This window comes from Rhodococcus sp. SG20037, assembly GCF_031763325.1.
Taxonomy (GTDB): domain Bacteria; phylum Actinomycetota; class Actinomycetes; order Mycobacteriales; family Mycobacteriaceae; genus Rhodococcus_F; species Rhodococcus_F qingshengii.
The window spans coordinates 146,615-172,906 of record NZ_CP134497.1; the positions used below are offsets into that span (position 1 = coordinate 146,615).

At 63.4% G+C, this 26,292-nt stretch carries 22 protein-coding genes; 9 read left to right on the forward strand and 13 right to left on the reverse strand.

Features of this window, described 5'->3' with window-relative positions:
* Window position 1: 1 nt before the first annotated feature.
* Together RHP72_RS00735 and RHP72_RS00740 are read right to left on the reverse strand one after the other, a co-directional pair.
* Window positions 2-1,564 (reverse strand): YfcC family protein, encoded by a 1,563-nt coding sequence (locus RHP72_RS00735; protein ID WP_050657054.1) that lies wholly within the window; start codon window positions 1,562-1,564, stop codon window positions 2-4.
* Entirely contained in the window at window positions 1,561-2,937 is a 1,377-nt protein-coding gene (locus RHP72_RS00740; RefSeq protein WP_311094195.1) for a M20/M25/M40 family metallo-hydrolase, read from the reverse strand. Before RHP72_RS00740 ends, RHP72_RS00735 begins: the two co-directional genes overlap by 4 nt.
* 150 nt (window positions 2,938-3,087) lie before the next feature.
* Here RHP72_RS00740 and RHP72_RS00745 point away from each other — a divergent pair, with 150 nt between their 5' ends.
* From RHP72_RS00745 to RHP72_RS00760, 4 genes are read left to right on the forward strand one after another with little or no spacing between them, the layout of a single operon-like run.
* On the forward strand, window positions 3,088-3,723 hold the full coding sequence (locus tag RHP72_RS00745) for a TetR/AcrR family transcriptional regulator (protein ID WP_054828442.1): 636 nt from the start codon (window positions 3,088-3,090) through the stop codon (window positions 3,721-3,723).
* A 25-nt stretch (window positions 3,724-3,748) separates the two neighbouring features.
* Window positions 3,749-5,446: an AMP-binding protein gene (locus tag RHP72_RS00750; RefSeq protein ID WP_311094196.1), complete on the forward strand. Its 1,698-nt coding sequence runs from the start codon at window positions 3,749-3,751 to the stop codon at window positions 5,444-5,446.
* Entirely contained in the window at window positions 5,443-8,640 is a 3,198-nt protein-coding gene (locus RHP72_RS00755; protein ID WP_311094197.1) for a carboxyl transferase domain-containing protein, read from the forward strand. Before RHP72_RS00750 ends, RHP72_RS00755 begins: the two co-directional genes overlap by 4 nt.
* Before the next feature lie 56 nt (window positions 8,641-8,696).
* The gene (locus RHP72_RS00760) at window positions 8,697-10,067 is read left to right on the forward strand and encodes a sulfatase (RefSeq protein ID WP_003944134.1); all 1,371 of its coding nucleotides are present in this window, start codon (window positions 8,697-8,699) and stop codon (window positions 10,065-10,067) included.
* Here the strand turns inward: RHP72_RS00760 and cysC are convergent.
* The 8 genes from cysC to RHP72_RS00800 all read right to left on the reverse strand — a co-directional run bounded on the left by cysC (window position 10,064) and on the right by RHP72_RS00800 (window position 17,155).
* A complete protein-coding gene (gene cysC, locus RHP72_RS00765; RefSeq protein WP_311094198.1) occupies window positions 10,064-11,944 on the reverse strand; it encodes an adenylyl-sulfate kinase in 1,881 nt (626 codons plus the stop codon). The genes RHP72_RS00760 and cysC overlap by 4 nt on opposite strands.
* Window positions 11,944-12,858: a sulfate adenylyltransferase subunit CysD gene (cysD, locus tag RHP72_RS00770; protein ID WP_030535867.1), complete on the reverse strand. Its 915-nt coding sequence runs from the start codon at window positions 12,856-12,858 to the stop codon at window positions 11,944-11,946. The genes cysC and cysD overlap by 1 nt, the downstream gene beginning before the upstream one ends.
* Window positions 12,855-13,664, reverse strand: a complete 810-nt coding sequence (locus RHP72_RS00775; protein ID WP_007735934.1) for a trehalose 2-sulfotransferase — start codon at window positions 13,662-13,664, stop codon at window positions 12,855-12,857. Before RHP72_RS00775 ends, cysD begins: the two co-directional genes overlap by 4 nt.
* A gap of 122 nt (window positions 13,665-13,786) precedes the next feature.
* Complete coding sequence (locus RHP72_RS00780) at window positions 13,787-14,728, reverse strand: CopD family protein (RefSeq protein WP_311094199.1); 942 nt, start codon at window positions 14,726-14,728, stop codon at window positions 13,787-13,789.
* 4 nt (window positions 14,729-14,732) lie between these two features.
* On the reverse strand, window positions 14,733-15,251 hold the full coding sequence (locus RHP72_RS00785; RefSeq protein ID WP_003944137.1) for a copper resistance CopC family protein: 519 nt from the start codon (window positions 15,249-15,251) through the stop codon (window positions 14,733-14,735).
* Window positions 15,251-15,919, reverse strand: a complete 669-nt coding sequence (locus RHP72_RS00790) for a YcnI family protein (protein ID WP_058038085.1) — start codon at window positions 15,917-15,919, stop codon at window positions 15,251-15,253. Before RHP72_RS00790 ends, RHP72_RS00785 begins: the two co-directional genes overlap by 1 nt.
* Window positions 15,920-15,971: 52 nt before the next feature.
* Window positions 15,972-16,487, reverse strand: a complete 516-nt coding sequence (locus RHP72_RS00795) for a hypothetical protein (RefSeq protein ID WP_003944165.1) — start codon at window positions 16,485-16,487, stop codon at window positions 15,972-15,974.
* A 14-nt stretch (window positions 16,488-16,501) separates the two neighbouring features.
* Window positions 16,502-17,155, reverse strand: coding sequence for a DUF6474 family protein (locus RHP72_RS00800; RefSeq protein ID WP_003944178.1), 654 nt, complete (start codon window positions 17,153-17,155; stop codon window positions 16,502-16,504).
* A gap of 124 nt (window positions 17,156-17,279) precedes the next feature.
* Here RHP72_RS00800 and RHP72_RS00805 point away from each other — a divergent pair, with 124 nt between their 5' ends.
* A complete protein-coding gene (locus tag RHP72_RS00805; RefSeq protein WP_275232001.1) occupies window positions 17,280-18,836 on the forward strand; it encodes a TM0106 family RecB-like putative nuclease in 1,557 nt (518 codons plus the stop codon).
* 138 nt (window positions 18,837-18,974) lie between these two features.
* Complete coding sequence (locus RHP72_RS00810; protein ID WP_311094200.1) at window positions 18,975-21,302, forward strand: bifunctional diguanylate cyclase/phosphodiesterase; 2,328 nt, start codon at window positions 18,975-18,977, stop codon at window positions 21,300-21,302.
* Between the two features lie 55 nt (window positions 21,303-21,357).
* Here the strand turns inward: RHP72_RS00810 and RHP72_RS00815 are convergent, their stop codons facing one another.
* Entirely contained in the window at window positions 21,358-22,125 is a 768-nt protein-coding gene (locus RHP72_RS00815) for an SDR family NAD(P)-dependent oxidoreductase (protein WP_003944195.1), read from the reverse strand.
* 158 nt (window positions 22,126-22,283) lie between these two features.
* Here RHP72_RS00815 and RHP72_RS00820 point away from each other — a divergent pair, with 158 nt between their 5' ends.
* The 3 genes from RHP72_RS00820 to RHP72_RS00830 are packed head-to-tail and all read left to right on the forward strand — an operon-like array spanning window position 22,284 to window position 25,010.
* Window positions 22,284-22,874 (forward strand): hypothetical protein, encoded by a 591-nt coding sequence (locus RHP72_RS00820; protein ID WP_054188683.1) that lies wholly within the window; start codon window positions 22,284-22,286, stop codon window positions 22,872-22,874.
* Window positions 22,867-23,517, forward strand: a complete 651-nt coding sequence (locus tag RHP72_RS00825; RefSeq protein ID WP_003944144.1) for a DUF6308 family protein — start codon at window positions 22,867-22,869, stop codon at window positions 23,515-23,517. Before RHP72_RS00820 ends, RHP72_RS00825 begins: the two co-directional genes overlap by 8 nt.
* 35 nt (window positions 23,518-23,552) lie before the next feature.
* The gene (locus RHP72_RS00830; RefSeq protein ID WP_311094201.1) at window positions 23,553-25,010 is read left to right on the forward strand and encodes a DUF222 domain-containing protein; all 1,458 of its coding nucleotides are present in this window, start codon (window positions 23,553-23,555) and stop codon (window positions 25,008-25,010) included.
* Here RHP72_RS00830 and RHP72_RS00835 read toward each other — a convergent pair.
* The gene (locus RHP72_RS00835) at window positions 24,988-25,539 is read right to left on the reverse strand and encodes a GNAT family N-acetyltransferase (protein WP_311094202.1); all 552 of its coding nucleotides are present in this window, start codon (window positions 25,537-25,539) and stop codon (window positions 24,988-24,990) included. The two genes, RHP72_RS00830 and RHP72_RS00835, sit on opposite strands and share 23 nt — an antisense overlap.
* Entirely contained in the window at window positions 25,536-26,219 is a 684-nt protein-coding gene (locus RHP72_RS00840) for a TetR/AcrR family transcriptional regulator (RefSeq protein WP_158170479.1), read from the reverse strand. The genes RHP72_RS00835 and RHP72_RS00840 overlap by 4 nt, the downstream gene beginning before the upstream one ends.
* Window positions 26,220-26,292: the final 73 nt, after the last annotated feature.

Below are 26,292 nucleotides of genomic sequence, written 5' to 3' on the forward strand. Positions count from 1 at the left end.
ACTACTCGAATACCGCTGCTGCGCCGATCACCACGACAACGATCACGAAGTTGATCAGTAGCAGTGGCCAGACGAAGCGCAGGAACTTGTCGTAGCCGACCTTCGCCATGGCCAACCCGCCGACAACGACGACGTTGGTCGGGGCAACCATCAGCATCAGGCCGTGGCCCATCTGGAAGGCGGTGATGACGAGTGCGCGGCTAACTCCGGCGAAGTCGCCCAGCGGCGCGAGCAGCGGCATCGCCAAGGTGGCGTGACCGGAACTGGACGGGATCAGGAACGCCAGCGGGATGTTGACGAGCATCACCAGGATCGCGAAGACCCCCGCCGAAGCGCCGCTGACCAATTGCTCCATCGCGTTGAGGATTGTGTCGAGGGTTTCGGTGTTGGTCATGATCACCGAGACGCCGCGAGCGAGCAGGATGACGATCGCCGGTCCGACCATGTCGCCGGCTCCACGCGTGATCAGGGAGACGATCTTCTTCTCACCCATCTTCGCGACTATGCCGACGAGAACGGCGGCGAGGATGAACAGCATCGCCAATTGCGGGAACCACCAGTTCAACTCGAACCAGTAGGGCTCGGTTGCCGTGACGTGGTACGCGTCGTACTCGGCCGGACCGGTGGTGGCGCCGAAGATGCTCGACCACGGGATGACGGAGAAGATCATCAGTCCGAAGGTGAGTCCGGTGATGAGCAGTACCAGCTTCTGAGTTCCGGTGAGCTTGCCGTCGATGTCGACCGGCTCGGCCGGCTCTTCGTCTTCGTCGTCCGCGATGTCGAAGCCGACAAGCGACTTGGACGGATCCTTCTTCACCTTTGCGGCGTAGCGGAGAACGAATACCACTGCCACAGCGGTCAATACGATCCACAGGATCACGCGCAGCACGATGCCGTCACCGATGGAGACGCCTGCCTCACCGGAGGCGACGCCGATCGAGAACGGATTGACGGTCGACGCCATGTTTCCGACCAGAGCGCCGAGGATGATCATGGTGGCCGCGACCATGCGGTCGTAGCCCAGTGCCGTCATCAGCGGTATGAGCAGGGCGTAGAAGCCGAACGTCTCGACCGAGAAGCCCATTGTCGAACCGAGCAGTGAGAACAGCACCATGATGACGGTGATGAGCAACCAGCCCTTGTCGCTGAGCTTGGTAGCGAGTTGGGAGACAGCGGTTTCGAGACTGCGGGTGGCAAAGCTGACCGAGATGAACGCACCGAGCGCCATGATGAAGAGGACTACGCCGACCGAACCGAAGAGCCGTCCGATGTTGTCGGTGTCGACGAACCCGGTGATCGAATCCTGGACGCCGTAGAGGCCGTTGACGGGGGAGAGGATCAGTTGCTGGATTCGTTCCCAGAACGACAGCGGAGACGTGACGGTTTCGAAGCTGCCGGGAACGGGTGAGCCGTCCACGTCGACGCCGAAGCGTCCGGCCGGAATGAACAGTGCTGCAATCCATACCAGGACGGTGACGATCGCGAGCATCGTGACCGCGCCGGGGAACTCGAACTTCTTCTTGGCCGGAGTAGGTGCGGACCCCGTGTCGGTTTCGGTGCTCATTTCTTCCCCTCGAAGGTGTCGGCGTACTCCTGGAAGAACAGTGCTTTGGCGACGACGGCCTTCTCGAGCTCGTCGAGCAGGACGCGTTCGTTGGGGCCGTGGATGTTCGCGTAACCGTCGGTGGCGCCGAACAACAGCTTCTCGGCGGTGGGCACTGCTGTATCCAAGGCCATCACGAGGGGGATCGAGCCGCCGCCTGCCATCAGCCCGGCCGGTTCACCCCACGACTGCGATAGTGCAGACAGTGCCGCGTCGAAGGCCGGTCCACCTTCGGCTGCCGCAAACCCGTCGCCGGTTTCTCCCGCGGTGACAGTCAGTTGCAAACCGAAGGGGCGCAGGGCTTCCAGGTGCCGGACCAGAGCAGCCTGCGCCTCGATGGCAGGTTGGCGCGGGTGTACGCGCAGATTGATCACGGCGCGGGCAGTGCTTGCGACGGCGTTGACCGCACCGTCCACAGGGGGAGCGTCGATTCCCGTCACGGTGATGGCCGGGCCCGACCAGATGCGTTCGCCGATGCCGCCGGTTCCGAGCAGCGGAAGCCCGTCTTGGATCTCGGCGAGGGTGCGGAACTCGTCCTCGGTGTACGAACTGCCGGTCCACGGTTCGCGCAGGAGGCCGTCGATCGCCACGTCACCGTTGTCGTCGTGCAGCGACGCCAGTGCGCGGATGAGCGCGAGGCGGGCGTCCGGTGCGGCGCCGCCGTAGAGGCCGTTGTGCTTGTCGGCGCCGAGAGTGGTGAGTTCGACGATCACCTGGGCGGATCCGCGCAGTGCGACGGTCAGGGTCGGTGATCCGGGGCGAACGCTGCCGACGTCGGCGATGACCATTGCGTCGGCCGCAAATAATTCAGGGGCTTCCGGCGGATAGTTGTCGAAGGGGCTGCCGAATTCTTCCTGGCCCTCGATGACGAGCTTGACCGTCACCGGCGGCTTTCCGTCGAAGACTCGAAGTGCACCGATCATGCCGATGACATTTGCCTTCGAATCTGCCGTACCGCGGCCGTAAATCGCGCCGTCACGCTTGCTCGGTTCGAAAGGCGGAGAATCCCAGAGTTCGACGTCGTCGGCGGGAACGACGTCGTAATGCGAATACATCAATACCGTCGGGGATCCGGCGGGGCCGGGCACTGTCGCAATGATGACGGGCGCGGTTTTACCTGTTATTTCGAGTTTCTCTATCTTCGTGACTCCGGATTTTTCCAGTAGAGAAACGATCAGATCGTGAGCCTCGAAGAGGGGTTCGCTGGGGAAACCCTCGGTCGCTATCGACGGAATGCGAACAAGTTCGACTAGTTCCGACTCCAGAGTCGGCATCAAAGCTGCAACTGTTTCCTTGATCGTGGAATAGGAGGGTGACGCGGATTCTTCCGGCACGGAACTGACTCCTTCTGGAAAAGGCGAAAAGCATTAGAGGCAGAGTCTTACACCCGATATATGGGCTGTGAAAGGGCAACCCGAACAAAAGGCCGAAGTCGGTCGTCGGGGCTGCGATTCTTGACATTGACGTCAACGTCAACACACACTGTGACGGTGACCACCAGCGAAACGCAGGAGCGAGCGCGGACAGCCCGCAAGCTCGGGGACGGTCCACGCCGTGCCGGACTGCTCGACACCGCTGCCCTCTGCTTCGGCGAACTCGGATACGACGCCGTGACCGTCGAGACGATCACGACCAGGGCTGATGTGTCCCGGGCGACCTTCTACGCGTACTTCTCGTCGAAGGACGAGGTCTTCCGCGCCGTCGCCGAAATGATGTGCCGACGCTTCCTCGACGCTCAGCACATGGAGGGCCCGGCGGCCGAGGATCTACGCGAAGTTCTCCGAACGACCACGTCGGCGTTCATCACGGCCGTGTACACCTACGGTGACCTGCTCGCGGTGATCGAGCATCGGGCGCGGGTGGATTCCGAGGTCGAGCGCAGTTGGTCGGCGGTTCGCGAAAAGCTCGTGAGCCGCTACGTCCGGTTTGTCGAACGGATTCGACGGGTTCACGACGTAGATCCCTGTGTTTCGCCCCCGGTGCTCGTTCAGATGATCTCGGACGCACAGATGGCCGGTGGAGCACGACTGAGTAAGGCGAGTGTCGAAGAGCAGAACCAGTTCATTGCAGATATGACGACGATGTCCGAGCGGTTGATCGGGTTCGAAGAGTCGAAATAGATTTCTTTTACGAATGGAGTGATCGGTGGCAGAACAAGACGTGCTCGAAGCGGCTCTGGCGGAGATCTCTGCGCTGCAACAAGCGCATTGGCCCGCCGGCATTCCCCGCGCCGTCGAGTATCCGCTCGAAGGTGGGGGACTTGTCGATTACTTGCGGCATTGGGCGATCGAGCGGCCGGATACTCCTGCCATCGTCTTCTACGGCCGGGTCATCACGTATTCCGAATACGACGAGCTTTCGGATCGTTTTGCCGGATGGCTGCTGTCACTCGGAGTCGAACGCGGCGATCGCGTCGGCGTTCACCTGGTCAATTGCCCTCAGTTCCATATCGCGATGCTCGGCATTCTCAAGGTCGGTGCGGTTCACGTGCCGATCAATCCACTCTTCCGTGAACATGAATTGATTCACGAACTCAACGATGCCGGCGTCAAGGTCCTACTGACGCAGAACACCTTCTCGAAGTTGGTGAAGAAGGTTCGCTCACAGACTCCACTCGAACACGTCGCGAAGACTGCAGTGTCGGACATGCTGACGGCGATCCCGACCGTCGAACTGCCCTTCGAGGTCGACGATCCGCGCCTGAGCGACTGGCAGTCGATCATCACCAGTGAGCGGGCGACTCCTGTCGCCACCGAACTCGATTCCCTCGCCGCCCTGAACTACACGGGCGGAACGACGGGAATGCCCAAGGGCTGTGAGCACACTCAGCGCCACATGGTTTACACCGCGGCCACCGCGACGCTTGCGGGCGGTGACCAGGTGGGTGCCAATCCGCCGGTGTCCCTGGTGTTTCTGCCGATCTTCTGGATCGCAGGTGAGGACTTCGGCATCCTGGTTCCGCTCGTCAACGGCGGAACCGTGGTCCTGCTGAATCGTTGGGATGCGGAGACCACGCTCGACGCTGTCGAGGCTTACGGCGTGACCTCGCTGGTCGGAACTGTCGACAATTACGTCGAACTGATGGACACGCCAGGATTCGCGGAGCGAAATCTCTCGACACTCCAGAACGTCATGGCAGTTTCGTTCGTTCTCAAACTCGATCCGGCCACGCGCCAGCGGTGGCGCGAGGCTACCGGCGGCGTTCTGCGCGAAGCGAGCTACGGCATGACCGAAACCCACACCGCGGACACGATCACCCTCGGCTTCCAGGACGGCGACTACGACCTGAAAAGCGAGCCGGTGTTCTGCGGAATTCCGGTGCCCGGCACCGACATTCTGATCGTCGATCACGACGGCAGGCCGGTTCCCGTCGGCGAGCACGGGCAGATCATCGTGCGCAGCCCATCCATCCTTTCCGCGTACTACCGCAACGAGGGGGCCACCGCCGACGCCATCCGTGACGGCTGGCTGCAGACCGGTGACGTCGGAAAGTTCAGTGAGCGTGGCGGTTTGCACTATTTGGCGCGGAACAAGGAAATGATCAAGACCAACGGCATGAGTGTCTTTCCCTCCGAGGTGGAAGCGCTGCTCATGCTGCACCCGGCGATCGAAAAGGCTGCGGTGGTGCCGAAACCGGACCCGGACAAGGGGCAGGTGGCTTTTGCGTTTGTCCAACTGGTCGAGGGTTCCGACACTGTGGCCGACGAGATCGTCTCGTGGGCGAAGGAGAACATGGCCACGTACAAGGTGCCCGAAGTGGAAGTGCTCGAGGCGCTTCCGATGACAGCGACAGGAAAGGTGCGCAAGGGCGATCTGTTCGAGCGCACTCAGGGGGACAAGTGAGACTGCTGATTGCGAACCGCGGCGAAATTGCGCTGCGGATCATTCGAACTGCCCGTGAACTCGGGATCGAGACGGTGTCGGTGTACGCCGAGGACGACGCGTCCAGTCCGCACGTCGCGGCGGCCACGGAGTCGGTGCCGCTCGGAGCGTCGGGCGCATCCGCGTATCTCGATCAGGGGGCTTTGCTGAAGATCGCGGCCGAAACAGGCGCCACGCACGTGCACCCAGGTTACGGGTTCCTCAGTGAGAACGCCGAATTCGCGCAGGCGTGTACCGAGGCGGGCATCGTCTTCGTCGGCCCGGACGCCCAGGTTCTCCGGACTTTCGGCGACAAGGCCAGTGCCCGCACCGCGGCTGTCGACTCAGGAGTGCCGGTCCTGCCGTCGACATCGGCGAACGCCGACCTCGACGAGGTGCGTGAATTCTTCGAGCGCAATTCCCGCGGGATCATGATCAAGGCGCTCAGCGGCGGCGGTGGCCGCGGCATGCGCGCGGTGCGTGACCCGAAAGCACTCGACGACGCGTACCGTGTGTGTGCGGCCGAAGCCCAGTCGGGATTCGGCAGTTCGGCACTGTTCGCCGAGGTACTCAGTGAGCACGCTCGGCACATCGAAGTGCAGATCGTGGCGGCACCGGGGCAAGGTGGAACCCACGCGCTCGCTCTGGGTGACCGCGATTGCAGTGTCCAACGTCGCCATCAGAAGTTGATCGAGGTTGCGCCCGCGCAGGGGCTGTCGGGGGCCCTGCGCGATCGTCTTCACGCTGCGGCGGCGAGGCTGTGCGCCGAGGTCGGCTACCGCGGCATCGCGACGGTCGAGTTCCTCGTCGAGGAACGCGGCTTCGTCTTCCTCGAGGTCAATCCCCGAATTCAGGTGGAGCACACGGTGACCGAGGAGGTCACCGGAGTCGACCTCGTCTCCGTGCAGCTCGCGATCGCGGACGGAGTTCCGTTCGAGAACCTGGACCTGCCAACAGGGATCTTCGCTGTCGAGAAGGGCTCGGAGACAGTCGGATCCGTGGCAAACGCTTCGGGAATCGCGATCCAGACCCGCGTCAACATGGAAACCATGACGCCGGACGGCAATGCGTTGCCCTCGTCGGGCACGCTCGACAACTTCACTCCTCCGGGCGGGCCCGGCGTGCGAGTGGACACCTTCGGTACGGTCGGACTCTCGCCGAGTGCGCGTTACGATTCGCTCTTGGCAAAGGTGATCACCCACACGCGTCGATCGGATTTCCCTGCCGCGGTGCGCAAGTCGATTGCCGCTTTGAGTGAGTTCGCCATCGGCGGCGTAGCGACCAACATCGAGTTCCTGCAGGCAATACTGTCGGACAAGGACTTCCGCGACGGCCTGGTCGACGTCGACTGGTTGGGTTCTCGATTGGCGGACCTCGTCCCCGACGTTGGCCCACAAACGCCCTCCTCGTCTGTGGACGTGGCACCGGACGAGGATGTGGTCCGTGCACAGATGGCGGGCATCGTCGTCGAACTCGCGGCAGTCGGTGACGGCGTCCATGCGGGTGGCCAGGTTGCCGTCCTCGAGGCGATGAAGATGCAGCATGTTCTCTCGGCGCCCGGTGATCTCGAAGTGGTCCGGGTCCTGTCGTCACCGGGGAGGTCGGTGGGTGCGGGCGAACCGTTGCTCGTCGTCCGTAGTGCAAGCGCGGGATCGAAGCTCGCCGAGGTCGACGAGGTGGACCTCGACGACGTGCGTCCCGATCTCGCGGAGATCATCGCTCGCCACGAGGTGACCCTGGACCCGGCCCGGCCCGCAGCCGTGGCGAAGCGTCACAAGCTGGGACGCCGGACTGCTCGCGAGAACGTCTACGACCTGGTCGACGACGACAGCCTGGTCGAGTACGGCGCGCTCGCGCTGGCGGCGCAGCGCAGTCGGCGAAGCGAGGAAGACCTGATCGCCAACACTCCTGCCGACGGGTTGATCGGCGGAGTGGCGACCATCAGCGGCGGCGAGAGCGTCGTGATCTCGTACGACTACTCGGTGCTCGCCGGTACCCAGGGCATGCGCAATCACGCCAAGACCGACCGCCTGCTCGAGATCGCCGATCGCAAGCGAGTTCCGGTAGTGCTGTTCGCGGAAGGTGGCGGCGGTCGCCCCGGTGACACCGACGCCGGCGCCGGGGCGGGCCTCGAGCTGGGAACCTTCCGCGCCATGGCGGCGCTGAGCGGGCGGGTGCCCATGGTCGCCGTCGTGTCCGGGCGCTGTTTCGCGGGCAACGCGGCCCTGGCCGGCGCGTGCGACGTCCTGATCGCGACACCGGACGCCAACATCGGGATGGGTGGTCCTGCCATGGTCGAGGGCGGCGGGCTCGGAAACTTTCGCCCCGAGGACATCGGCCCGATCGACGTCCAGCGCCGCAACGGCGTCGTACACCTGGTCGCTGACGACGACGCTCATGCGGTGGCGCTGGCCAAGCAGTACCTCGGCTACTTCCAGGGTGCGAGCGGAGAGTGGACGGCTCCGGATCCGCGGCTCTCGCGGCATGTGGTGCCGGAGAATCGCCTGCGCTCGTACGACGTTCGTGGAGCGATCGACGCAATCGCGGACGTCGACAGCGTCCTGGAACTGCGTCGAGACTACGGACGCGGTGTAGTCACCGCACTCGTTCGTGTCGAAGGAGTTCCGTACGGTGTGCTGGCGAACAGCAGCGAGCATCTCGGCGGCGCGATCGACGCGGAAGCCTCGGACAAGGCTTCGGATTTCCTGGAACTGCTCGAAGCGCACCGCATCCCTCTGGTGACCCTGTGCGACACACCGGGATTCATGGTGGGCCCGGATTCGGAGGAGGAGGCGACGGTCCGAAGGTTCGGCCGGTTCTTCGTTGCCGGTGCTCGCCTCACCGTGCCGTTCGGAACGATCATCCTGCGCAAGGGTTACGGGTTGGGCGCCATGGCAATGGCCGGTGGTTCCTTCCACGCCCCCGAGTTCACGGTGGCGTGGCCGACGGGCGAGATCGGGCCGATGGGTCTGGAAGGTGCCGTGCGTCTCGGTTTCCGCAAGGAACTCGAGTCCGTCGAAGATCCGGTGGCTCGGGAAACGCTGTTCGGTCAGTTCGTGGAACTGGCCTACGCACAGGGCAAGGCATTGATGGCGGCTACCACGTTCGAACTGGACGATGTCATCGATCCCGCCGACACCCGCGCCTGGATCAGGCAGCTCGGCAGAAACAGTTGAGATCCTGCTGATTCGAGCTGTTGCCGCACGTGGGCAGGGCAACTAGCCTTGCCCACGTGTCGGCTGCGCGAGATAACGTCCTGATCATTCATTGGCACGACCTGGGCCGACACCTCGCGAGTTACGGTGTCGCCGGGGTCAACAGCCCCCATCTCGACCGACTGGCGGCAGAAGGCATCCGGTTCACCGACGCACACGCGACGGCGCCGCTGTGCTCGCCTTCGCGCGGATCGCTCTTCTCGGGTAGGTATCCGCACAACAACGGTCTGATCGGGTTGGCGCACCACGGCTGGGAGTACCACGCGGAGGTGCAGACGCTCCCGCAGATCCTCTCCGACAACGGTTGGTACACCTCGCTGTTCGGCATGCAGCACGAGACTGCGTATCCGAAGCGACTGGGCTATCACGAGTACGACGTCACCAACTCGTTCTGCGACTACGTGGTTCCGCGTGCCCAGAACTGGCTACGACGCTTCCCGCCCGAGCCGTTCCTGCTCACCACGGGATTCTTCGAAACGCATCGCCCGTACCCCGCCGATCGCTATACCCCGGCGGACACCGCAGCCCTGGAGGTCCCCGGATATCTTCCGGACGTGCCACAGGTGCGCGAGGATCTGGCCGAATTCCACGGCAGCGTAGAGGTGGCCGACGCCGCGGTGGGGGAACTGCTCGCGACCCTCGAGGAAGAGGGGCTCGACGAGAACACCTGGGTCTTCTTCCTCACTGATCACGGCGCGGCGTTCCCGCGTGCCAAGTCGACGCTCTACGCCCCGGGTACCGGTATTGCCTTGATCGCTCGGCCTCCCGCGCGGTATCGCAGTGGCGGAAAGGAATACGAGACACTGTTCAGTGGTGTGGATCTTGTTCCGACCATTCTCGATCTGCTCGGAATCGACGTCCCCACCGAGGTGGAAGGGCGCTCGCACGCCGATGCCCTCGTCGACCGCGGAACTGAACCGTCCGAACCCGTTCGTACTTCCCTGTTCACGGAGAAGACCTTTCACGACAGCTTCGATCCCATTCGTGCGGTGCGCACCAAGGACTACAGCTACATCGAGAACTACGCCGTCCGCCCGGCTCTGGATCTACCGCTCGACATCGAGGACAGTCTTTCCGGAAAAGCGCTCGGCACCGAGCATCTTGCGGTACGCGCACCCCGGGAGCTGTACGACCTCCGTGCCGACCCGGACGAGAAGATCAATCTGATCGATCGACCGGAAGTCTCGGCAATACAGGCGGAATTGTCCTCGCAGCTTCACACGTGGCGCGCCGAAACCGACGATCGTCTTCCGGACGAGGCATTGGGAAGCGCGATGGCGGTGCACCGCATGGCGGCGTACCTCGAGAAGATCGGTGTCCGACCCAACGTGCGGTCCGCCTACAGTGCGGACCGCGGTTACCTCGAGTCGGACACCGAAAATCCCTAGGGCCTTGCGGCTTCGCGCTCTTCCAACAATGCGATGACCCGCTCGACCAGCTCGTTGATGTCAGCGCCGGTTGTGTCGAATGCCAGGTCCGGGTCCTCCGGCGTCTCGTAAGGCGCGTCGATTCCGGTGAGCCCCTTCAGTTCACCCGCCCGCGCACGTGCGTACAGGCCCTTGGGATCGCGGCGTTCGCATTCTTCGACGGGAGTGGTGACGGCAACTTCGAGGAAGGTGAGTCCGGCAGCTTCGTTGAGAGCGCGCGCAATTGCTCGATCCGAACGCAGCGGTGAGACCATCGACGCGATGGCCACGACGCCGGCGTCGGCGAACAGTCGAGTGAGATGCCCGACGCGCCGGATGTTCTCGGCTCGGTCTCCCGGCGAGAACCCGAGATCGTCGGAGATACCGTGGCGGACGTTGTCACCGTCCAGGAGATACGCGGTGCGTCCCGCGTCGACGAGCGCACGTTCGACAGCGACTGCGACGGTGGATTTTCCGGAGGCAGGAAGGCCGGTCAGCCAGATCGTCGCGCCCCTCTGGGTGGTAGACGCCCATCGCCGTTGACGTTCGAGTGAGGACGGATGCCACTTGATGTCGTTGCGGGTCTGCTCGCCGGGAACGACGACGCGTGGTTCGAGAATGGTGCCGGCGCCGACGGTGTCGTTGCTCTGCTCGTCGATCAGGATGAAGGCGCCAGAGTCCCGATTGTGGTCGTAGGTGTCGGCGACCACCACGGAACTGGTTCGGAGCGTGACCGTTCCGATGTCGTTGAGTCCCAGTTCGACTGGGCTGTCCTGCTCGTCGAGCGTTTCAGGATCGAGACGGGTGTGCAGTTCTTGGACGGTCGCTCGCACGGTCCGGGACGTGTGTTTGAGCGCTATCCGATCGCCCGCGCGCAACGGTGTGTTGGACAACCAGCAGATGGTGGCTTCGAGTTCTCGGGCCAGAACCGGCAAATGAGCCTGCGCACCGCCACTGACCAGAACGTCGCCACGTCCGACGTCGATGTCGTCGGCCAGTTCCACCGAAACCGACAGTGGTGCAACGGCAGTACTGCGGTTGTCGTCGAGAGTGTCCAGACTGATCACGGTGCTCTTCGATCCGGACGGCAGGACCACTACCTCGTCTCCGACGCTCAGTGTGCCTGCCGAGATCCGGCCGGTGTACCGGCGACGATTCTGCGGATCGGGGCGCGAAACCCATTGCACGGGAAGCCGAAGCTCCTCGATGTGCGTCGCGGGCGCATGGAGTTCGACGCCTTCGAGGTACTCGAGGAGCGTCGGCCCCTCGTACCACGCGGTGTTCTCGGACCGCGTCACGACATTGTCGCCGGCTTTCGCGGAGACCGGTATGGCGAGTACGTCCTCGCGTCCGACTTGCCGCGCCAAGGCCCGTAATTCTTCCTGCACCTGAGCGAATCTCGCTTCGTCGAAGTCCACCAGATCGATCTTGTTCACCACGGCTACAAGGTTCGGAACACCGAGCAGTGCGGCGATTCTGGCGTGCCGACGGGTCTGACGCAGCACGCCGGTCCTCGCGTCGACCAGCAGGACCGCTACGTGAGCGTTGGATGCTCCGGTGAACATGTTGCGCGTGTAGCGTTCGTGCCCCGGGGTGTCGGCGAGTACGTAACTTCTGGTTGGAGTGGAGAAGAAGCGGTACGCGACGTCGATCGTGATGCCCTGTTCACGCTCGGCACGTAGTCCGTCGGAGAGTGCAGCCAGGTCGGCGACACCGTACTCGTCGGTGACGGAATCGAGGTGATCGGTTGGCAGACTGTCGGTGTCATGCAACAGTCGGCCGATCAGCGTGCTCTTGCCGTCGTCGACGCTACCCGCCGTTGCCAGCCGCAGGAGTTGGCGAGTGATGGTGGTCGTCATCAGAAGTAGCCCTCACGCTTTCGGTCTTCCATCGCGGCGACCGACGTTCGGTCGTCTGCGCGAGTCTCGCCTCGTTCGGAAACCGTCGCGGCCGAGATTTCGGTGACGACGTCGTCGATGGTGGTGGCATGAGATCGAACGGCACCGGTGATGGTCAGATCGCCGACGGTTCGATATCGCACCCACTCGGTCGTTGCCGCGGCGTTCTCGGCGTCGGTGCTGAATTCGGAAGCAGCGAGGAGCATTCCGTCGCGCTCGAATACCCTCCGCTGGTGCGCGAAATAGATGGACGGCAGTTCCAGTTCCTCCTGGGCTATGTAGCGCCAGATGTCGAGTTCGGTCCAGTTGCTCAGCGGGAAGACACGAACGGACTCGCCGCGTCTGATCCGACCGTTGTAGAGCGACCACGGTTCGGCCCGTTGCGCTCGCGGGTCCCACTGGCCGAACTCGTCCCGGAAGCTGAGGACTCTTTCCTTGGCGCGCGCACGTTCCTCGTCCCGGCGGGCGCCACCGAACGCGGCGTCGAACCTTCCAGCTTCGAGAGCGTCGAGCAGGGTTCTGGTCTGCAGGCGGTTTCGCGATCCGCTGGTCTCGGTCGACTCCTGCACTCTGCCCTGGTCGATCGAATCCTGAACGGAAGCAACCAGAAGTGTGTGCCCGCCCTCCTTGATTCGACGGTCGCGAAATTCGATGACCTCCGCGAAATTGTGACCGGTGTCGACGTGCAGGACCGGGAAAGGGAGTGGGGAGGGCCGAAACGCCTTCTCGGCCAGACGAAGCAGGACTATCGAGTCCTTGCCGGCCGAGAAGAGCAGTACCGGTCTTTCGAGTTCTGCCACCACCTCTCGAATGATGTGAACCGCTTCGGATTCGAGAACTCGGAGTTCGTCGACGACATCGGTGACGGTGCTCATGTGACGGGATATCCGTTCTGTTCGGCGTCGATGCGATAACGCTGCACCCATTCCCGGGATCGTCCGTCGCTCTGACGACGCAGCGGCGGTGGCGGGGCCAGTTGTCCGTCGAGGCCGAGGGAGATGAGGGTTTTTGCGACCACGGACTGCGGGTCTTCGGTGAGATCGCGGAACCCGACTTCGATGGGAGAGATGTCCTCTTCTTCGAACCAGCGCTTCCATTGGCGTTCCTGCTCACCGAGAATCGTCACCAGGTGCGCGATTCCGACTGCGTTGTACTGCGCACCGTCCGAGAGATTCGGTGGAGTCGCGTCGTCGCGCCAAACCTGTGTCTGCACGGCGCGCCACATCGACACAGCTTGAGCGACGACATCTTCTCGATAGACGTGGATGAACTGCAGGTCGTGATCGAGGGTGTCGTGGAGTGCGGAACGTAGGTCCGTCCCACTGCGCCAGGGCAATCCGGCCGCGCGATCGAGTAGGAGCGGCGTCTGGTTCCACATGAGCTTGCCACCCCAGACTCCGTTGGGGGTTCGGCCGAGTTCGAGAAGTTGTGTGCGCCACTGTTCGGAGGTGCGAGTGTCCGGCGTGCCCGGGTGGAACGGGGCGAGCAGACCCAGGACGGACTCGTCCGTGACGTCTTCGAACCACTGCCTCGGTTGCGGCGATCGCGAGGTCTCGGGGAGGTACTGGAAGAACTCTTCCGGCTCACCCGCAACCCCGGTTGCTCGCAGGGATTCGACCAGCAAAGTACTGCCGCTGCGCTGCGAAGCGCAGACGAGAAACGAGCGTTGGGCCTCCGTCATGCGAGCAACGCTAAGGGGGGCCGGAAACCGCCGCAAGCTGGGAAAATAAACTCACGCAGAGGTTAAATCTCGACGTGAAACGTTAAATGTGCGGGTCACGAAATGTCGCGCTGAGGCACGTCTTACGCAGTTGTCGCAAGGGCCGCGGCAAGCCCGAATGCGATGGCCATGAAGACAACTTCACCGATGGCGCGACGCAGGGATCCGTCCGAACTCATGCGGTGTGCAGCGCTCGCGACCACCCATGTCCGGCGCCACCACCATCCCAGGGCGACGAGCAGTCCGATCGCCACGATCTTGGCGAGGATCACCCGGCCGTATGCGGTGTCGTAGAAGGCGGAGAGTGAGTCGAGTCGCACGACGGCGTTGACGATACCGGTGACGACCAGCGCGAGGACGCATCGCCAGGCGAGAGCGGAGTACTTGGGCAACCAGATCGCCCAGGCACCGCGCGACGGTACGGCAAGCGCGAGTGCGGCGAGCACGCCGAACCACAAGGCCGCAGCGAGGACGTGAACGGCGTCGAGGATCGATCCGAAGCTCTGCTGCGCCATGTGCCCGGTGATCGGGCGGGCAGCGAGCGCCAACGCGGAGACGACCAATGCCGGTGCGACGGGCACCGTCTCGGGATTGGTGAATCCGTAGATGCCGTAACAGACGACGGCAAACGCGCACGCGATGATCGCGACGCCGACGCGGCCGACGTTGACCTCGGAGATGAATGCGCCGAAGTGCCCGATGGTCAGCGAGGTGACCGGGGCGCCGTCGGCCGCTGCGGCATTGAGCACGAGGAGCGTGATCTCGGCGACGAGCCACACTGCTGCCACCGCGGTGAGCTGAGTCCACATGACGGCGGGGGTTGTTGCCGGGCGGCGTTCACTGCGGCCCATCCAGGCGAGCGTCGCGATGCCGAGCGTCAACGAACCACATCCGATCGCGAGAACGCGGACCGTGCTCGACGATTCGGGTCCCGATGGGCTGGCGAGGCCCCAGGCGATCAGGACTCCCAGCAGAGCTGTGGGTACGGCAAACAGCAACCACCACCTGTTTGCCGTACCCGTCACGCGATCAGCTCGACTTCGGCTTACGGAGCACGAAGAACAGCGCACCGCCGAACACGACGACGCCGGCGACGATGAAGATCCACACCGGCATGCTGCCGGACTCCGACTCACCCGTACTCGACGCGGCGGCAGCGCCGGGAGTGCCCGACCCCGCCTCGGTGAGGGTGAACGTCAGGGTTCCGTTGACGGGGTGACCGTCAGCGGAGGTGACGCGGTACGCGATGGTGTAGACGCCGGTCGGCCCGAGATCGCCGAGGTCTGCACTGACAGTGGGTCCTTCGACGGACGGATCGCTCTTGGTCCAGAGGTTGCCGTCGGGACCGGTGACGGTCAGCGCCGCGAACTGCGCCTGCAGAGCCTCGTTGAACGTGACCGAAACCGTGTCAGGCGCAACTTGAATGGACGCACCGTTTTCCGGGTTGGAGCCGACCACCGCGGAGTGTGCACTGGCCGTGCCCATTCCGAGCATCGTGGCCAGCATCGCGAGCATGCCGACGGCGATGACCTTGATCCGGGTACTCATCAGCGCTTGCTCCTGACCAGTGCGCCGAGGCCGAGTGCAGCGCCCAAAGCGCCGAGCACCAGGCCGACGCCGCCGAGCCAGCGCGCGGTGTTGTCTGACGAAGAAGATTCGGAAGCAGCGGACGTCTCGGCAGTGTTATCGGCAGCAGGCGCTCCGTGAGCATCGCCGGTGGATGCGGCGAGAGTCAGCGTCGGCGCGGGCTTGTCCGGCTCGCTGCCGTCGGCAAGTTCTTCCTGATCCCAGTTGACGACGTTGCCGTCGCTGTACGTCTGCACGGCCTTGAACTCGACCTCTTCCTGCTCGGGCAGCGGGCCGGCGGAAAGGACGAACTGCTGGAACTGGCCGGGGGCGATTCCGACGCCGGGGTCGGCGGTCCACGTCACGGACTTGGCGACCAACGAGGTGGGGTCCTTCTCCACGACGGCGGTCCAGCCGGGCATCGGTTCGGTGCGTGCCGACTTGAGGTCGGGGAGCGCCACCGTCAGCTTGGTGGTCGAAGCGGTGTCGGATTCGGTGGGCACGCGGAACGTGAGAACGGAGTATCCGCCCTGCGCAGCTCCTGGTGCGACGACGCTGACGTGTGCTGAAGCAATTCCGGCGGCCAGCAGCACGGCGCTGCCGGTAGCGACGGTCGTGACAACCGCGCGCGAAATCAGGGTGTTCTTCATGTCGGGAAGTGTCCTCTTGGTCTGGTGAAGGGGTGGGGCGTTCTACGAATCTTCAGACCAGGGCAGGAGGACCGCGCCGCGAGATGCTGGCGCGAAGTAGAGCGTCGACAGGTCCGTGATGGATTCCGGTCGAGACGGTGTGGCCGCGAGAAGTGACAGCGGCGGGAGCCAGAGACGCCAGGACGACGTGGAGAGCGTGGGTGACAACGCGGTAGAGGCGCTCGGCGGCCAGGACCGCCACCGCACAAGCGACGGTGGCACCGGCGTGAGCACCGAGCATCACCAATCCCGGAGCGGGCGAATGAGCGTGCTCGGAGAGCGTCATGGTGGTGTGCGCGGCGAGCTGACCCAGACCCAGAGCAACGATCAAGGCAGCGGGCCCCCGAGAGAGGGCGGGAAGGGTGGCCGTCACGGCGCCGACGGTTGCGCAGACGGCGAGCAACAGGGTCAGCGACGACGACTGTGGCAGCTCGCCTCCGCCGATCCCGTGCGCGGCGACAGCGAGAGCAGCCGAAGCGGAACCGACAGCTGTCCCCCGGAGGGTCGCGGTCTGCTCGGCTGCTCTCACTGGAGTTCTCAGGTCTAGCGCACGCCGAGACGTGCGAGCAGATCTGCTTCGACGCCGTCGAGTTCGGAAGAAATCGCCTGGTGAGCTGCTTTACGGCGAGCCTGCGGCATCTGCTCGGCAGCGCGAACTGCCGTGCTGAGGTCGCCGAGGCGCTCACGGATGGCGGCGGCGAAACGCTGCGTCTCCGCGTCGTCGGGCTTGCGGCTGAGGATCTCGGTGACCGAGCTCTCGGCGCCGGCGATACGAGCGCTCAACTTCGCGCCGTGACCGGTGTAGTCACCGAGCTGGTCGACGGCGATGCCCATCTTCTGTGCACGCGTGGTGTCGAGCTGGGCGCGCACCGCCGTGGCTGCGCGGTAAGCGATCGGCAGGAGAACGGGGGCAAGCAGACGTGCCACTCCCAGGTACTTACGCACCTTGGCGACGGTCAGGCCCTGATTCGCAGCGGCCTTCTCCTGCGCCTTCAGGGTCGCGATCTGAGCCTTTTCGATCTTGTGCTGTGACTCGATCTCGGCTTTCTCCAGCTTCTTGAGCGACTTGGTCTCGACCTTGTCGCGCTTACGCTGGCTCTTGGCGTTGAGCTTCGCCTCGACCTCAGCCTTGTGCTTGAGAGCCTTTGCCTCCGCCTTGCGGGTGGCACGAGACTTTCGCTTCTTGAACAACCCCATCGAAAAGGACCCCGTTTCCAGGTGTTTGTGTGTTGCCAGGTACCTGCGCTTCGGCTTCAGCCTAGGGGAGCACATAATCTTCGTCATCGTGTGTTCCGTTAACAACCCCGCGCCCCAGCTCCCGATCATCGATTCGGGGGCGTTGACCCGATGCCGTCATCGGGTGCGTCTGGACGGGTTGTTTCCCGGGAAATCGGCTTCGGAACCCGTCGACACCGGCGTCAAGCAGCGCCAGGACGCCGCGATCGCGAAGCGCGCGGAGATCGCCGAACTCGTGATCGGCGCTGCTCCCGAGCGTTGGGTGAAGATCAACCCTGATCAATCGGCGTCGGCTCAGGCTCGCGACACCTTGGCTGCCTGTGAGGCCGGCGCGGACCGGATCTGGGGCGCGGTCTTGCCGGTCGAGCGCGACACCGGACGCAAGGGCCGCTGCGAAATGCTCATCCGTGACGACGAGGGTGGTGGGTACATCCCCGTCATTGTCGTCAATCACAAGGTGACCGATCCGGGTCAGGGCGCGATCACCTCGGGGCTCTTCGAATGGGAGCCCGTGGTCGATCCCAAACGCAAGGTCCGCAGTCAGGTCCGCGATCAGATGCGCGTCGCGCAGGTCTATCGGATGCTCGAGCGTCGTGGGCTGGCGAGCCCGTCGCTCACGGCCGGGGCGATCGGATACAACGGAGACTGCATCCTCGTTCACGACCTCAGTGCCGTTCTCGACGATTACGACGAGCGTTTCGCCGACCGTATCGCTGTGGCCCGCGGTGAGGTGCTGACGTCTCCGTCACAGGTGAGCGAGTGCAAGTCGTGTCCGTGGTGGACCGAATGCAAGCAGGAGTTGGTCCGCAACCGCGACGTCAGCCTGGTGGCTGTCGGATCGCGGGCCGAGCTTCTGCGCGACGTGGGCTGCAACACGATCGATCAGCTGGCCGCCTGGGACGGTGAGCCGCTAGAGGATTGGCCGCACGGAAATTTCGACGACGCAGTAGTGATCGCCAAGGCGTGGTTGGTGGATGCTCCGTTGGTGCGGCGGTTCGAGAAAATCTCGGTGACTCGGGCGGACATCGAGATCGACGTCGACATGGAGAGCTATCAGGAGCACGGCGCCTACCTGTGGGGGACGTTGCTCAATGTCGGTGGCTTCTCGATGTATCGAGGATTTGCGACGTGGGACCCGTTGCCGACACGTGACGAGGCGCGGTCGTTCGCAGAGTTCTGGGGCTGGCTGATGGCGGAGCGTGCCGCAGCCGCCGCTTCGGGTAAAACCTTTGCCGCGTACTGCTATTCGCGTTCGGCCGAGGACAAATGGTTGTTGGACTCGGCGCGCAGGTTTGCCGGTGAACCCGGGATTCCGAGTAAGGACGAGATCCGCGAGTTCATCGACAGTCCGCAGTGGGTCGACATCTATCAAGCGGTGAGTGATCAGTTCATCTGCCCGAACGGCAAGGGACTCAAGAAGATTGCCCCCGTTGCCGGATTCAACTGGCGTGACGCCGAGGCCGGGGGTGAAGCGTCGATGGCGTGGTACCGCGAGGCGGTCGGCTACGACGGTGAGCCGGACGAGACGCAGCGGACACGCATCCTGCAGTACAACGAGGACGACGTCATTGCCACCAAGGTCCTCCGTGAGTGGATGACGGACCGCGCGGAGAAGGAAATTCCGCTGGCTTCCGAGTTGTAGCGCTGATCCGTTCTGTCGCGATTGTCTGAAACATCCTATTTAACAGTATGTTTCAACTCGTAGTTTCTCGTCATCGTGTGTCCGGAACCCGCATCCGCGCTACCTTCATCTGGTCGGCTCCACGATGGAGGGTGTTGCATGCTGAGCAGGCTGACTTCGAGTGCGAGCGACGCCGAACTGTCTGACGTCGAGCGGCGCGACCTCTTCGCACGCCAGATACTGCAGGTGACGACGGTCGCGCCACTGGCCAACATGGTCAATGTACTCAGCGTGTGCGCTTTGCTTGTGTATGTCGTACCCCCCGGTCACAACGAGTTTCGGGTGATCTGGGGTTCTGCGGCCTTCTTGGTCGTCCTCAATTCGGTGCGCGTCTGGATACCGCGAGTCGTCCTGAAGGGCCGGTACACGCCCAAACATACGACGAGGTACGACTACTGGGCGCTCATGCTCGAGGTGATCCTGTTCGGGCTTCTGCTTGTCGTTCTCGCCGCCGCGATGCTTCCCGTGACGGACAACTCGCGAAAGCTTGTGCTTCTAGCGACATTCGCCGGAGTCATGGGCGCCGGCGCCGTAGCATTGTCGACGGTTCGGTCGATAGCGGTAGCGTGGATTCTGGTGCACAGCATCGGATTGCTCGTCGTTATCCTGCCCAAGAGAACCACGGAATACGCTGTCCTCTCGTTCCAGTTGGTCGTGTACTCGGTGACACTGATTATCGGCGTCGTGTACCTCTGGGCGTCGTTCCGAAGTCGTTGTCTTGCCGAGTTCGAGGCTGCTGCCGAGCGCCAGACGGTCAGTTTGCTTCTCGACGATTTCGAGGGTGGGTCACGCGACTGGCTGTGGGAAGTCGACACCACCGGGACGTTGTCGCACACCTCCGCTCGGCTGTCGCAGATCTCGGGAGTTCCCGTCTCCGACTTGCGAACCCTGTCGCTGCGCGGATTGTTGGATCGGCTCGACGTGGGTTCGACGAAGAGTGGCCGAGCCGCGGTCCAGGTCATCGGAGACCACCTCGACCGCCTCATGCCGTTTCGAGAGGTCGTCATTCCCGTTCGTGTCGACGGCGTCGACCGATGGTGGTCTCTGTCGGGTCACCCCAGGCTATCCGAGGCCACGGAGTTCGTGGGTTGGCGAGGCGTGGGCTCGGACATCACCGAGAAGTACAACTACGAGCGGCGAATTCTGTGGCTTGCTGCAACCGACGGACTGACCGGGCTCCCGAATCGCCGGACGTTCGGCTCGGAGCTGTCCGACGCGCTCGGCACCGTCCGAACCGGCGAGGAAGTCCTTGTCGGAATCCTCGACCTGGACAATTTCAAGTCGGTGAACGACACGTTAGGGCACCCTGTCGGTGACAAATTGTTGATTTCCGTTGCTGCACGGCTCAATCGGGTGGTCGACGGCGCCATGTGTGCGCGAATCGGTGGTGACGAATTCGGCGTCGTCTTGCGGGGAACAGGGGACGGCGGAGAGGTGTTCGCTCGCTATCTGGATGCATTGCGTGAGCCGTTTTACGTGCGGGGGAATCGCATCGAGGTTCGTGCATCGATCGGCTATGCCGGCGCACCCGCAGATTCCGAAGATGCGGACACGCTTGTCATGTCCGCCGACCTGGCGCTGTATGCGGCAAAATCCGCCGGCAAGAACCGGGTAGGAAGATACTCACCGGTGCTGCGGGCGCGGGCCAGGGAGCGAGCATCGGCCCTGCAAGAACTTGGGCTTGCGATCGAGTCTCGGCAGTTCGAGCTGTACTACCAACCGCAGGTTCGTGCGGACACCGGCCGCGTCGAGGGTTTCGAGGCACTGCTTCGCTGGAATCACCCGGTGCGGGGCGTGCTTGCACCGCACATTTTCATCGATGTCGCGGAGGAGACCGGCTTGATAGTCCCTCTGGGGCTTCAGGTACTGAACATGGCGTGCGCCGAAGCCGCGACGTGGCCCGACGACACTTACGTGACGGTGAACGTCTCTCCGGTGCAACTGATGTCGTCCGGCTTCGGATCGGCCGTGAACGATGCGCTGGAGGCAAGCGGTCTGTCCGGCAAACGGCTTCAGCTGGAAATCACAGAGACGGGAGCAGTGGAGGAGCTTGCCGTCGCCGAGTTGGATCGCCTGCGTGCCACCGGAATTGCGATTGCCCTGGACGACTTCGGAACCGGCTATTCGTCTTTCGAGAGTTTGAAGAAACTGCCGTTGGACATTCTGAAAATCGACCGGTCGTTCATCACCGAACTGAGCGAGGGTGATTCGGCAGTTGTCACTTCGGTGGTCGAGGTGGCGAAGGCGCTCGGTATGCAGTCATTGGCGGAAGGCGTGGAGACGGCCGACCAGCTGAGGCTCTTGCTTACCGCCGGTTGCGAATTGGTTCAGGGTTACTACGTCAGCCGACCGATGCCGGCGAAGGAAGTGGCCGAGTACCTCAGCGCAACTGCCCACTCCAACGGTGGGTATTTTCATTCGTTCTGACAACTGTGCGCCTTTATTAACCGCGGGCGGTTAATAAAGGCGCACAGCAGGGAGGTTAGCGCGGCGCCATGCGCAGTGCGCCGTCCATGCGGATGGTCTCGCCGTTGAGGTAGTCGTGCTCGACGATCATCTGCGCGAGCTGCGCGTACTCGGACGGCTGGCCCAGGCGCGACGGGAACGGAACGCCGGCCTCGAGGCCCTTGCGGTACTCGTCGGTGACGCCTGCGAGCATCGGGGTGTCGATGATGCCGGGAGCGATCGTGTTGACGCGGATGCCGAACTGCGCAAGGTCACGGGCAGCCGGAACCGTCATGCCGTGCACGCCGCCCTTGGAGGCGGAGTACGCGATCTGGCCGATCTGGCCTTCGAAGGCAGCAACGGAAGCGGTGTTGATGACGACGCCGCGCTGGCCCGACTCGTCGACGGCCTCGGTCTTGGCGATGGCGTCGGCGGCCAGGCGCATGACGTTGAAGGTGCCGAGCAGGTTGACGGTGATGACCGTGCGGAACAGCTCGAGGTCGTGCGGACCCTTCTTGGACAGGATGCGTCCGGCCCAGCCGACACCGGCACAGTTGACGACGATGCGCAGCGGGGAGCCCGACTCGACGATCTGGTTGATCGCTGCTTCGACCTCTTCGCCGCTGGTCACGTCGGTGGGGATGAGGGTGACGCCGGCGGGGACGTTGTCGCCTGCGCGCTCGATCGACGCGGGCAGATCCAGGCCGAAGACGGTAGCGCCGGCGTCGGCGAGGCGCTTGGCTGTTGCGGCGCCGAGGCCTGATGCCGCTCCGGTGACCAGTGCTGCGGTTCCCTTGATTTCCACTTCGTGTGCTCCTCGAGTTAGCGATCGGTAAGGCGGTGGTACGTGTCGAGAACCATAACGCGAGGGTGTATGTGAGGGCGAACGCGCGAGACCCGCGTAGGGCTGGGTACCTTGGACGCGAGGTCTGAGAGCAAAGCACCGGACGAGAGGGGACCTGCGTGAGCAAGGCGCCTGTGCGTCCCGCCGCTTCTGTCGAGAATTTCGAGCGGTTGCAGCGCGACCCGCTCTTCGAAGATCTTGCCGAGCTGATTGCCGAGGTTCTCTCCTACGCGTTCGACGCTCCGGCCGCCGTCGAGATCGAACAGTGGACGATCAGTTGCCTGCCGTCGACCAACCGATCCGCGGAGCGCCATCGCTTGTTCACGCTCAATATCGGTCCGATGGAGATTCTGAGCGTCGAGTGCCATCTGGTCGGCGGTAAGCCGATCGAGCACGTCATGTCCGTGTACGTATCCAGTTCGGCACTGGAATCGCGAACCGGATGCAGCATCGAAGAACTCGACGCCAAGCACGATCTGGTCGCCATCAGACGCACCGAGTTGGCGTCCGCCGACGGCGACGGGACCGTGATCGACTGCAGTCTCGAGGACTCGGATGCGTTGGAACAGTTCGCCCAACTGCCCGTCGACATGACGACGGTTCGTCCGCTCGCGGAGCATCTTGTTGCCAAGGGCAAGGGCCCATTTCGGCAGTATCACAACGCCGGGTTCGCCAAATATGTACTGGAAAGGTCGCTCGACCATGCTTGATCAGTTGCCCATCCGACTCCCGCGTGTGCTGCGAGACGGGGACGATGACGGCGCGGTCGACGTGCTGCAGGAATATTTCACGAGGCCGCTCCGAAAGACCGGTTATCTCCGAACCGGTGCGTTGTGGGATTCCTGGGATCCCAGTGGCAATCGCGATCGTGATGCGAACATCTTCACCGCGGAAGATCTTGTTGCGGTGACGCTTCTGTCGGTTCAGGTTCCGGCGCAAGGAGCCTTCTTCCTGCTCGGGGAGAACAATGCCGAACTGAACCGACTCCTGGCGGACGTGGGCCCGGATCGCGATCTGTCGAACGAACCCGATCCCTTCACTCCGGAATCTCCGGTGTGGCGGTTGGAGACGGCGCTTCGAGAGATTCACGGTGTCGGGCGAACCATGGCGTCCAAACTGATCGCGCGCAAGCGTCCGCGACTCTTCCCGATCTACGACGACGTCATCGGGCGGGAGTTGGGAACGAAGTCGGCCCACCTGGAACCCGTTCGCGTAGCCATGCGGGAAGACGAGTTGCAGAGTCGACTCCTCGATCTACGTGCACGAGCAGGTCTCGACGAATCCGTTCCGGTCATCAGGGTGTTGGACGTGCTGGCGTGGATGCAGGGTAAGGGATACAAACCGGCACTCTAGCTTTCTTGTCGGTGGGTGGGTTTATTGTCGAATGTATGTTCGATAACGGATCGACGGGCGGTGTGGGGGCAGTCGTCGATGACGGCCGTCCTGTCGTCGATCCACTCATGTTGCCGGACATGCTCTTTGCGACGGCGCAGAGCGAGAACATGCTAGCCGCGCAAAAGGTGCTCGGTGCATCCATGTTGTCGGAGTCGAGATTCAACGCCGAACTCGACGTGTCCGGTGATGTCGACAAGGCGTGGCGGATCGCATGCAACGAGATCGCGGTCATGCTCACGTGCTCGCGTCGTACTGCCGAAGTCCACATCGAGATCGGTGATGCCCTACGGGAGTTCCTTCCGCTCACCAAGGTCGCCTTCGCTGCCGGCGAGCTGGACTATGCGCGTGTGCGCAAGATTGTCGACGGACTCACCGGGGTCGACCCCGAGGCGATCGCAGCACTCGAGCGCCGGGTACTTGCCTCGGCGCACCGTCTTCCGCCCGGGCAACTAGAGCGCGACATCGAGCGCCAGCTCTTTGCCTACGATCCGGATGCTGCCGCCGAACGTCGCCGGAAGATGCTGGAACACCGCGATGTTCGCACGCGAGCAGACCGTCACGGACTCGCCCAGTTGCAGGCAACACTCAGCGCGACCGAGGCCGTCGAAGCGCTTGGCCTGATCAACGAGGCCGCCGGAAGCGTCTGCAACCACGATCCACGAAATGTCTCGACCCGTAGGGCCGACGCACTGGTCGCTCTGCTGCACGGCGAACAGGGGCTGACTTGTCAGTGTGGCAGCGAAACGTGCGAGGCAGCATCCACAGCAGCTCGATCGACTGCATTCTCACGTCGGAAGCCGTTGTTGCACATCGTGTGTGATCTGGCGACGCTCCTCGGATTGACGTCAGATCCCGCGAGCATCGACGGATACGGGCCGATCGATCCTGATTTTGCTCGCGAGCTCGCCGCTGATTCCACCTGGCAGGCCTTGTTCGTCGATTTCCGCGCCCAGGCCGCGGGGAATCGACCGCGTCGGCAGCATGCTCCCACTGTCCCGCCGCTTGTCACCCGACGTGATCGCCCAAGTCGCGAACCGAACGGCTGCGGGGATCGGATTCGGGCAATGCAACGGTTGGTCGCGCGATCCCCGGACATCGTTCGAAGATCGGATGGGCATGGCACCCAACCCGCTCCGCCTCCCGGCGCGCTGACCTATGCTCCGGGAGCGGCTCTGGCCGCATTGGTGCGGGCCGTCGACGGTCACTGCCGGTTCCCTGGTTGTTCGGTGCCCGCGAACAGGTGCCAACTCGACCACATCACCGAGTTCGATCCTTCCGATCCGAGACGCGGTGGGTGGACCATTGCGAGCAACCTCCAATGCCTGTGTCGTCATCACCATCAGGTGAAGACATACAGGTTGTGGACACCGGTGATGCTGGAGGACCGTGCCATTCACTGGACCGATAAAACCAGCGGGTTGACGGCGGTCACGGTTCCGGAGAGGCACTGACTTCGAAGATGGTCTCCAGACCGTCTTCTTCGTCCCACTGCTCACCGACTTCGTTGAAACTGTACTGGCTGATCAGATTTCGTGATGCGATGTTGTCCGGACTGATGGTCGCGCGAACGATGTGTACTTCGGATTCGCGACTCGCGACGTCGAGAAGTATCTCGAGGGCGGTTCGTGCGTAGCCCTGGCGCCGGAACGCCGGGTCGATGCGATATCCGACCTCCACCATCCCGCGCGCATCGGGGCGACCGTGGAATCCGGCCAACCCCACCGGCGTCGAGGTGCGGGCATCGACGGCGATGCGGGTGATCCACGCGCTGTCGAGGGGATTCTCTGCTATCTGCTTGCTCCGGTAGCGCCACAAGCCCTGGCATTCTTCGCCGAGGAGATACGGGGTCAGGAGGTCGGGTGCGAGTTCCATTGCAAGAGTGGCGTTGTCTTCACCCAGTGCGTGCAGGGCGAGTGATGGAACCTGGACCAGTTGAAGTCCACGTCCGCCGAGTGTCCAGGGTAGTTCGGTGACTGTCACAGGTCGGCGATCGGAGTCGACAGCGTTATGTCGACACCGATGCTCCGGAGATTGCCGTCGAGGACTTGCCAGATGGAGCGTTCGAGGAATTCGGCCAATTCCGCACTGGTCACATCGGAACCCGGCTGGCTGAGCCAACGGTTGACGCTGACGTCGACCAATCCGATGACGCCGAAAGCCAAGGGCTCCGCCATCTTCGACGGTTTGCCACGGCTGGTGAGGATCGTGCCCAACAAATTTCCCAATTGGACGGCGATTGCCGTCTTGGTTCCGGTCACCACTTTCGAACCGGTGGCCCGCGTACTCGGCGAGCCCTTGCCTAAAAAGTGGTGCAGTCGTGGATATTTCACAATCCACTGAAGGTAGGTCTCGACGGCCCGTGAGATGGCCTCGCCGACGGTGCCCTTCGGCGTGAGAGTGGGGGCCAGGTCGGTCATCATCATCTCGAGGATGCGGACTCGCAGCTGCTCGTCGAGGTCGGCTCGATCCTTGAAGATCCGGTAGACAACAGAGCGGGGGACGTCGGCGCGCTCGGCGATCTGCTGGACGCCGACGTCGGCGCCACCTTCGTTGACTGCATCGAGTGCTGCGTCGAGGATCCGCGCTTTGCGCTGCTCCTTGTGATCGTTCCAGCGAGTGCTGCGCCCGTCGGGCTGCGCCGACTCGGCTGTTTTTGTCATAAATCGAACGATACTCACCCCGCCATTGACTGGACAAGATGTCTCACATACTTTGGTGGGACAGCGTGTCACA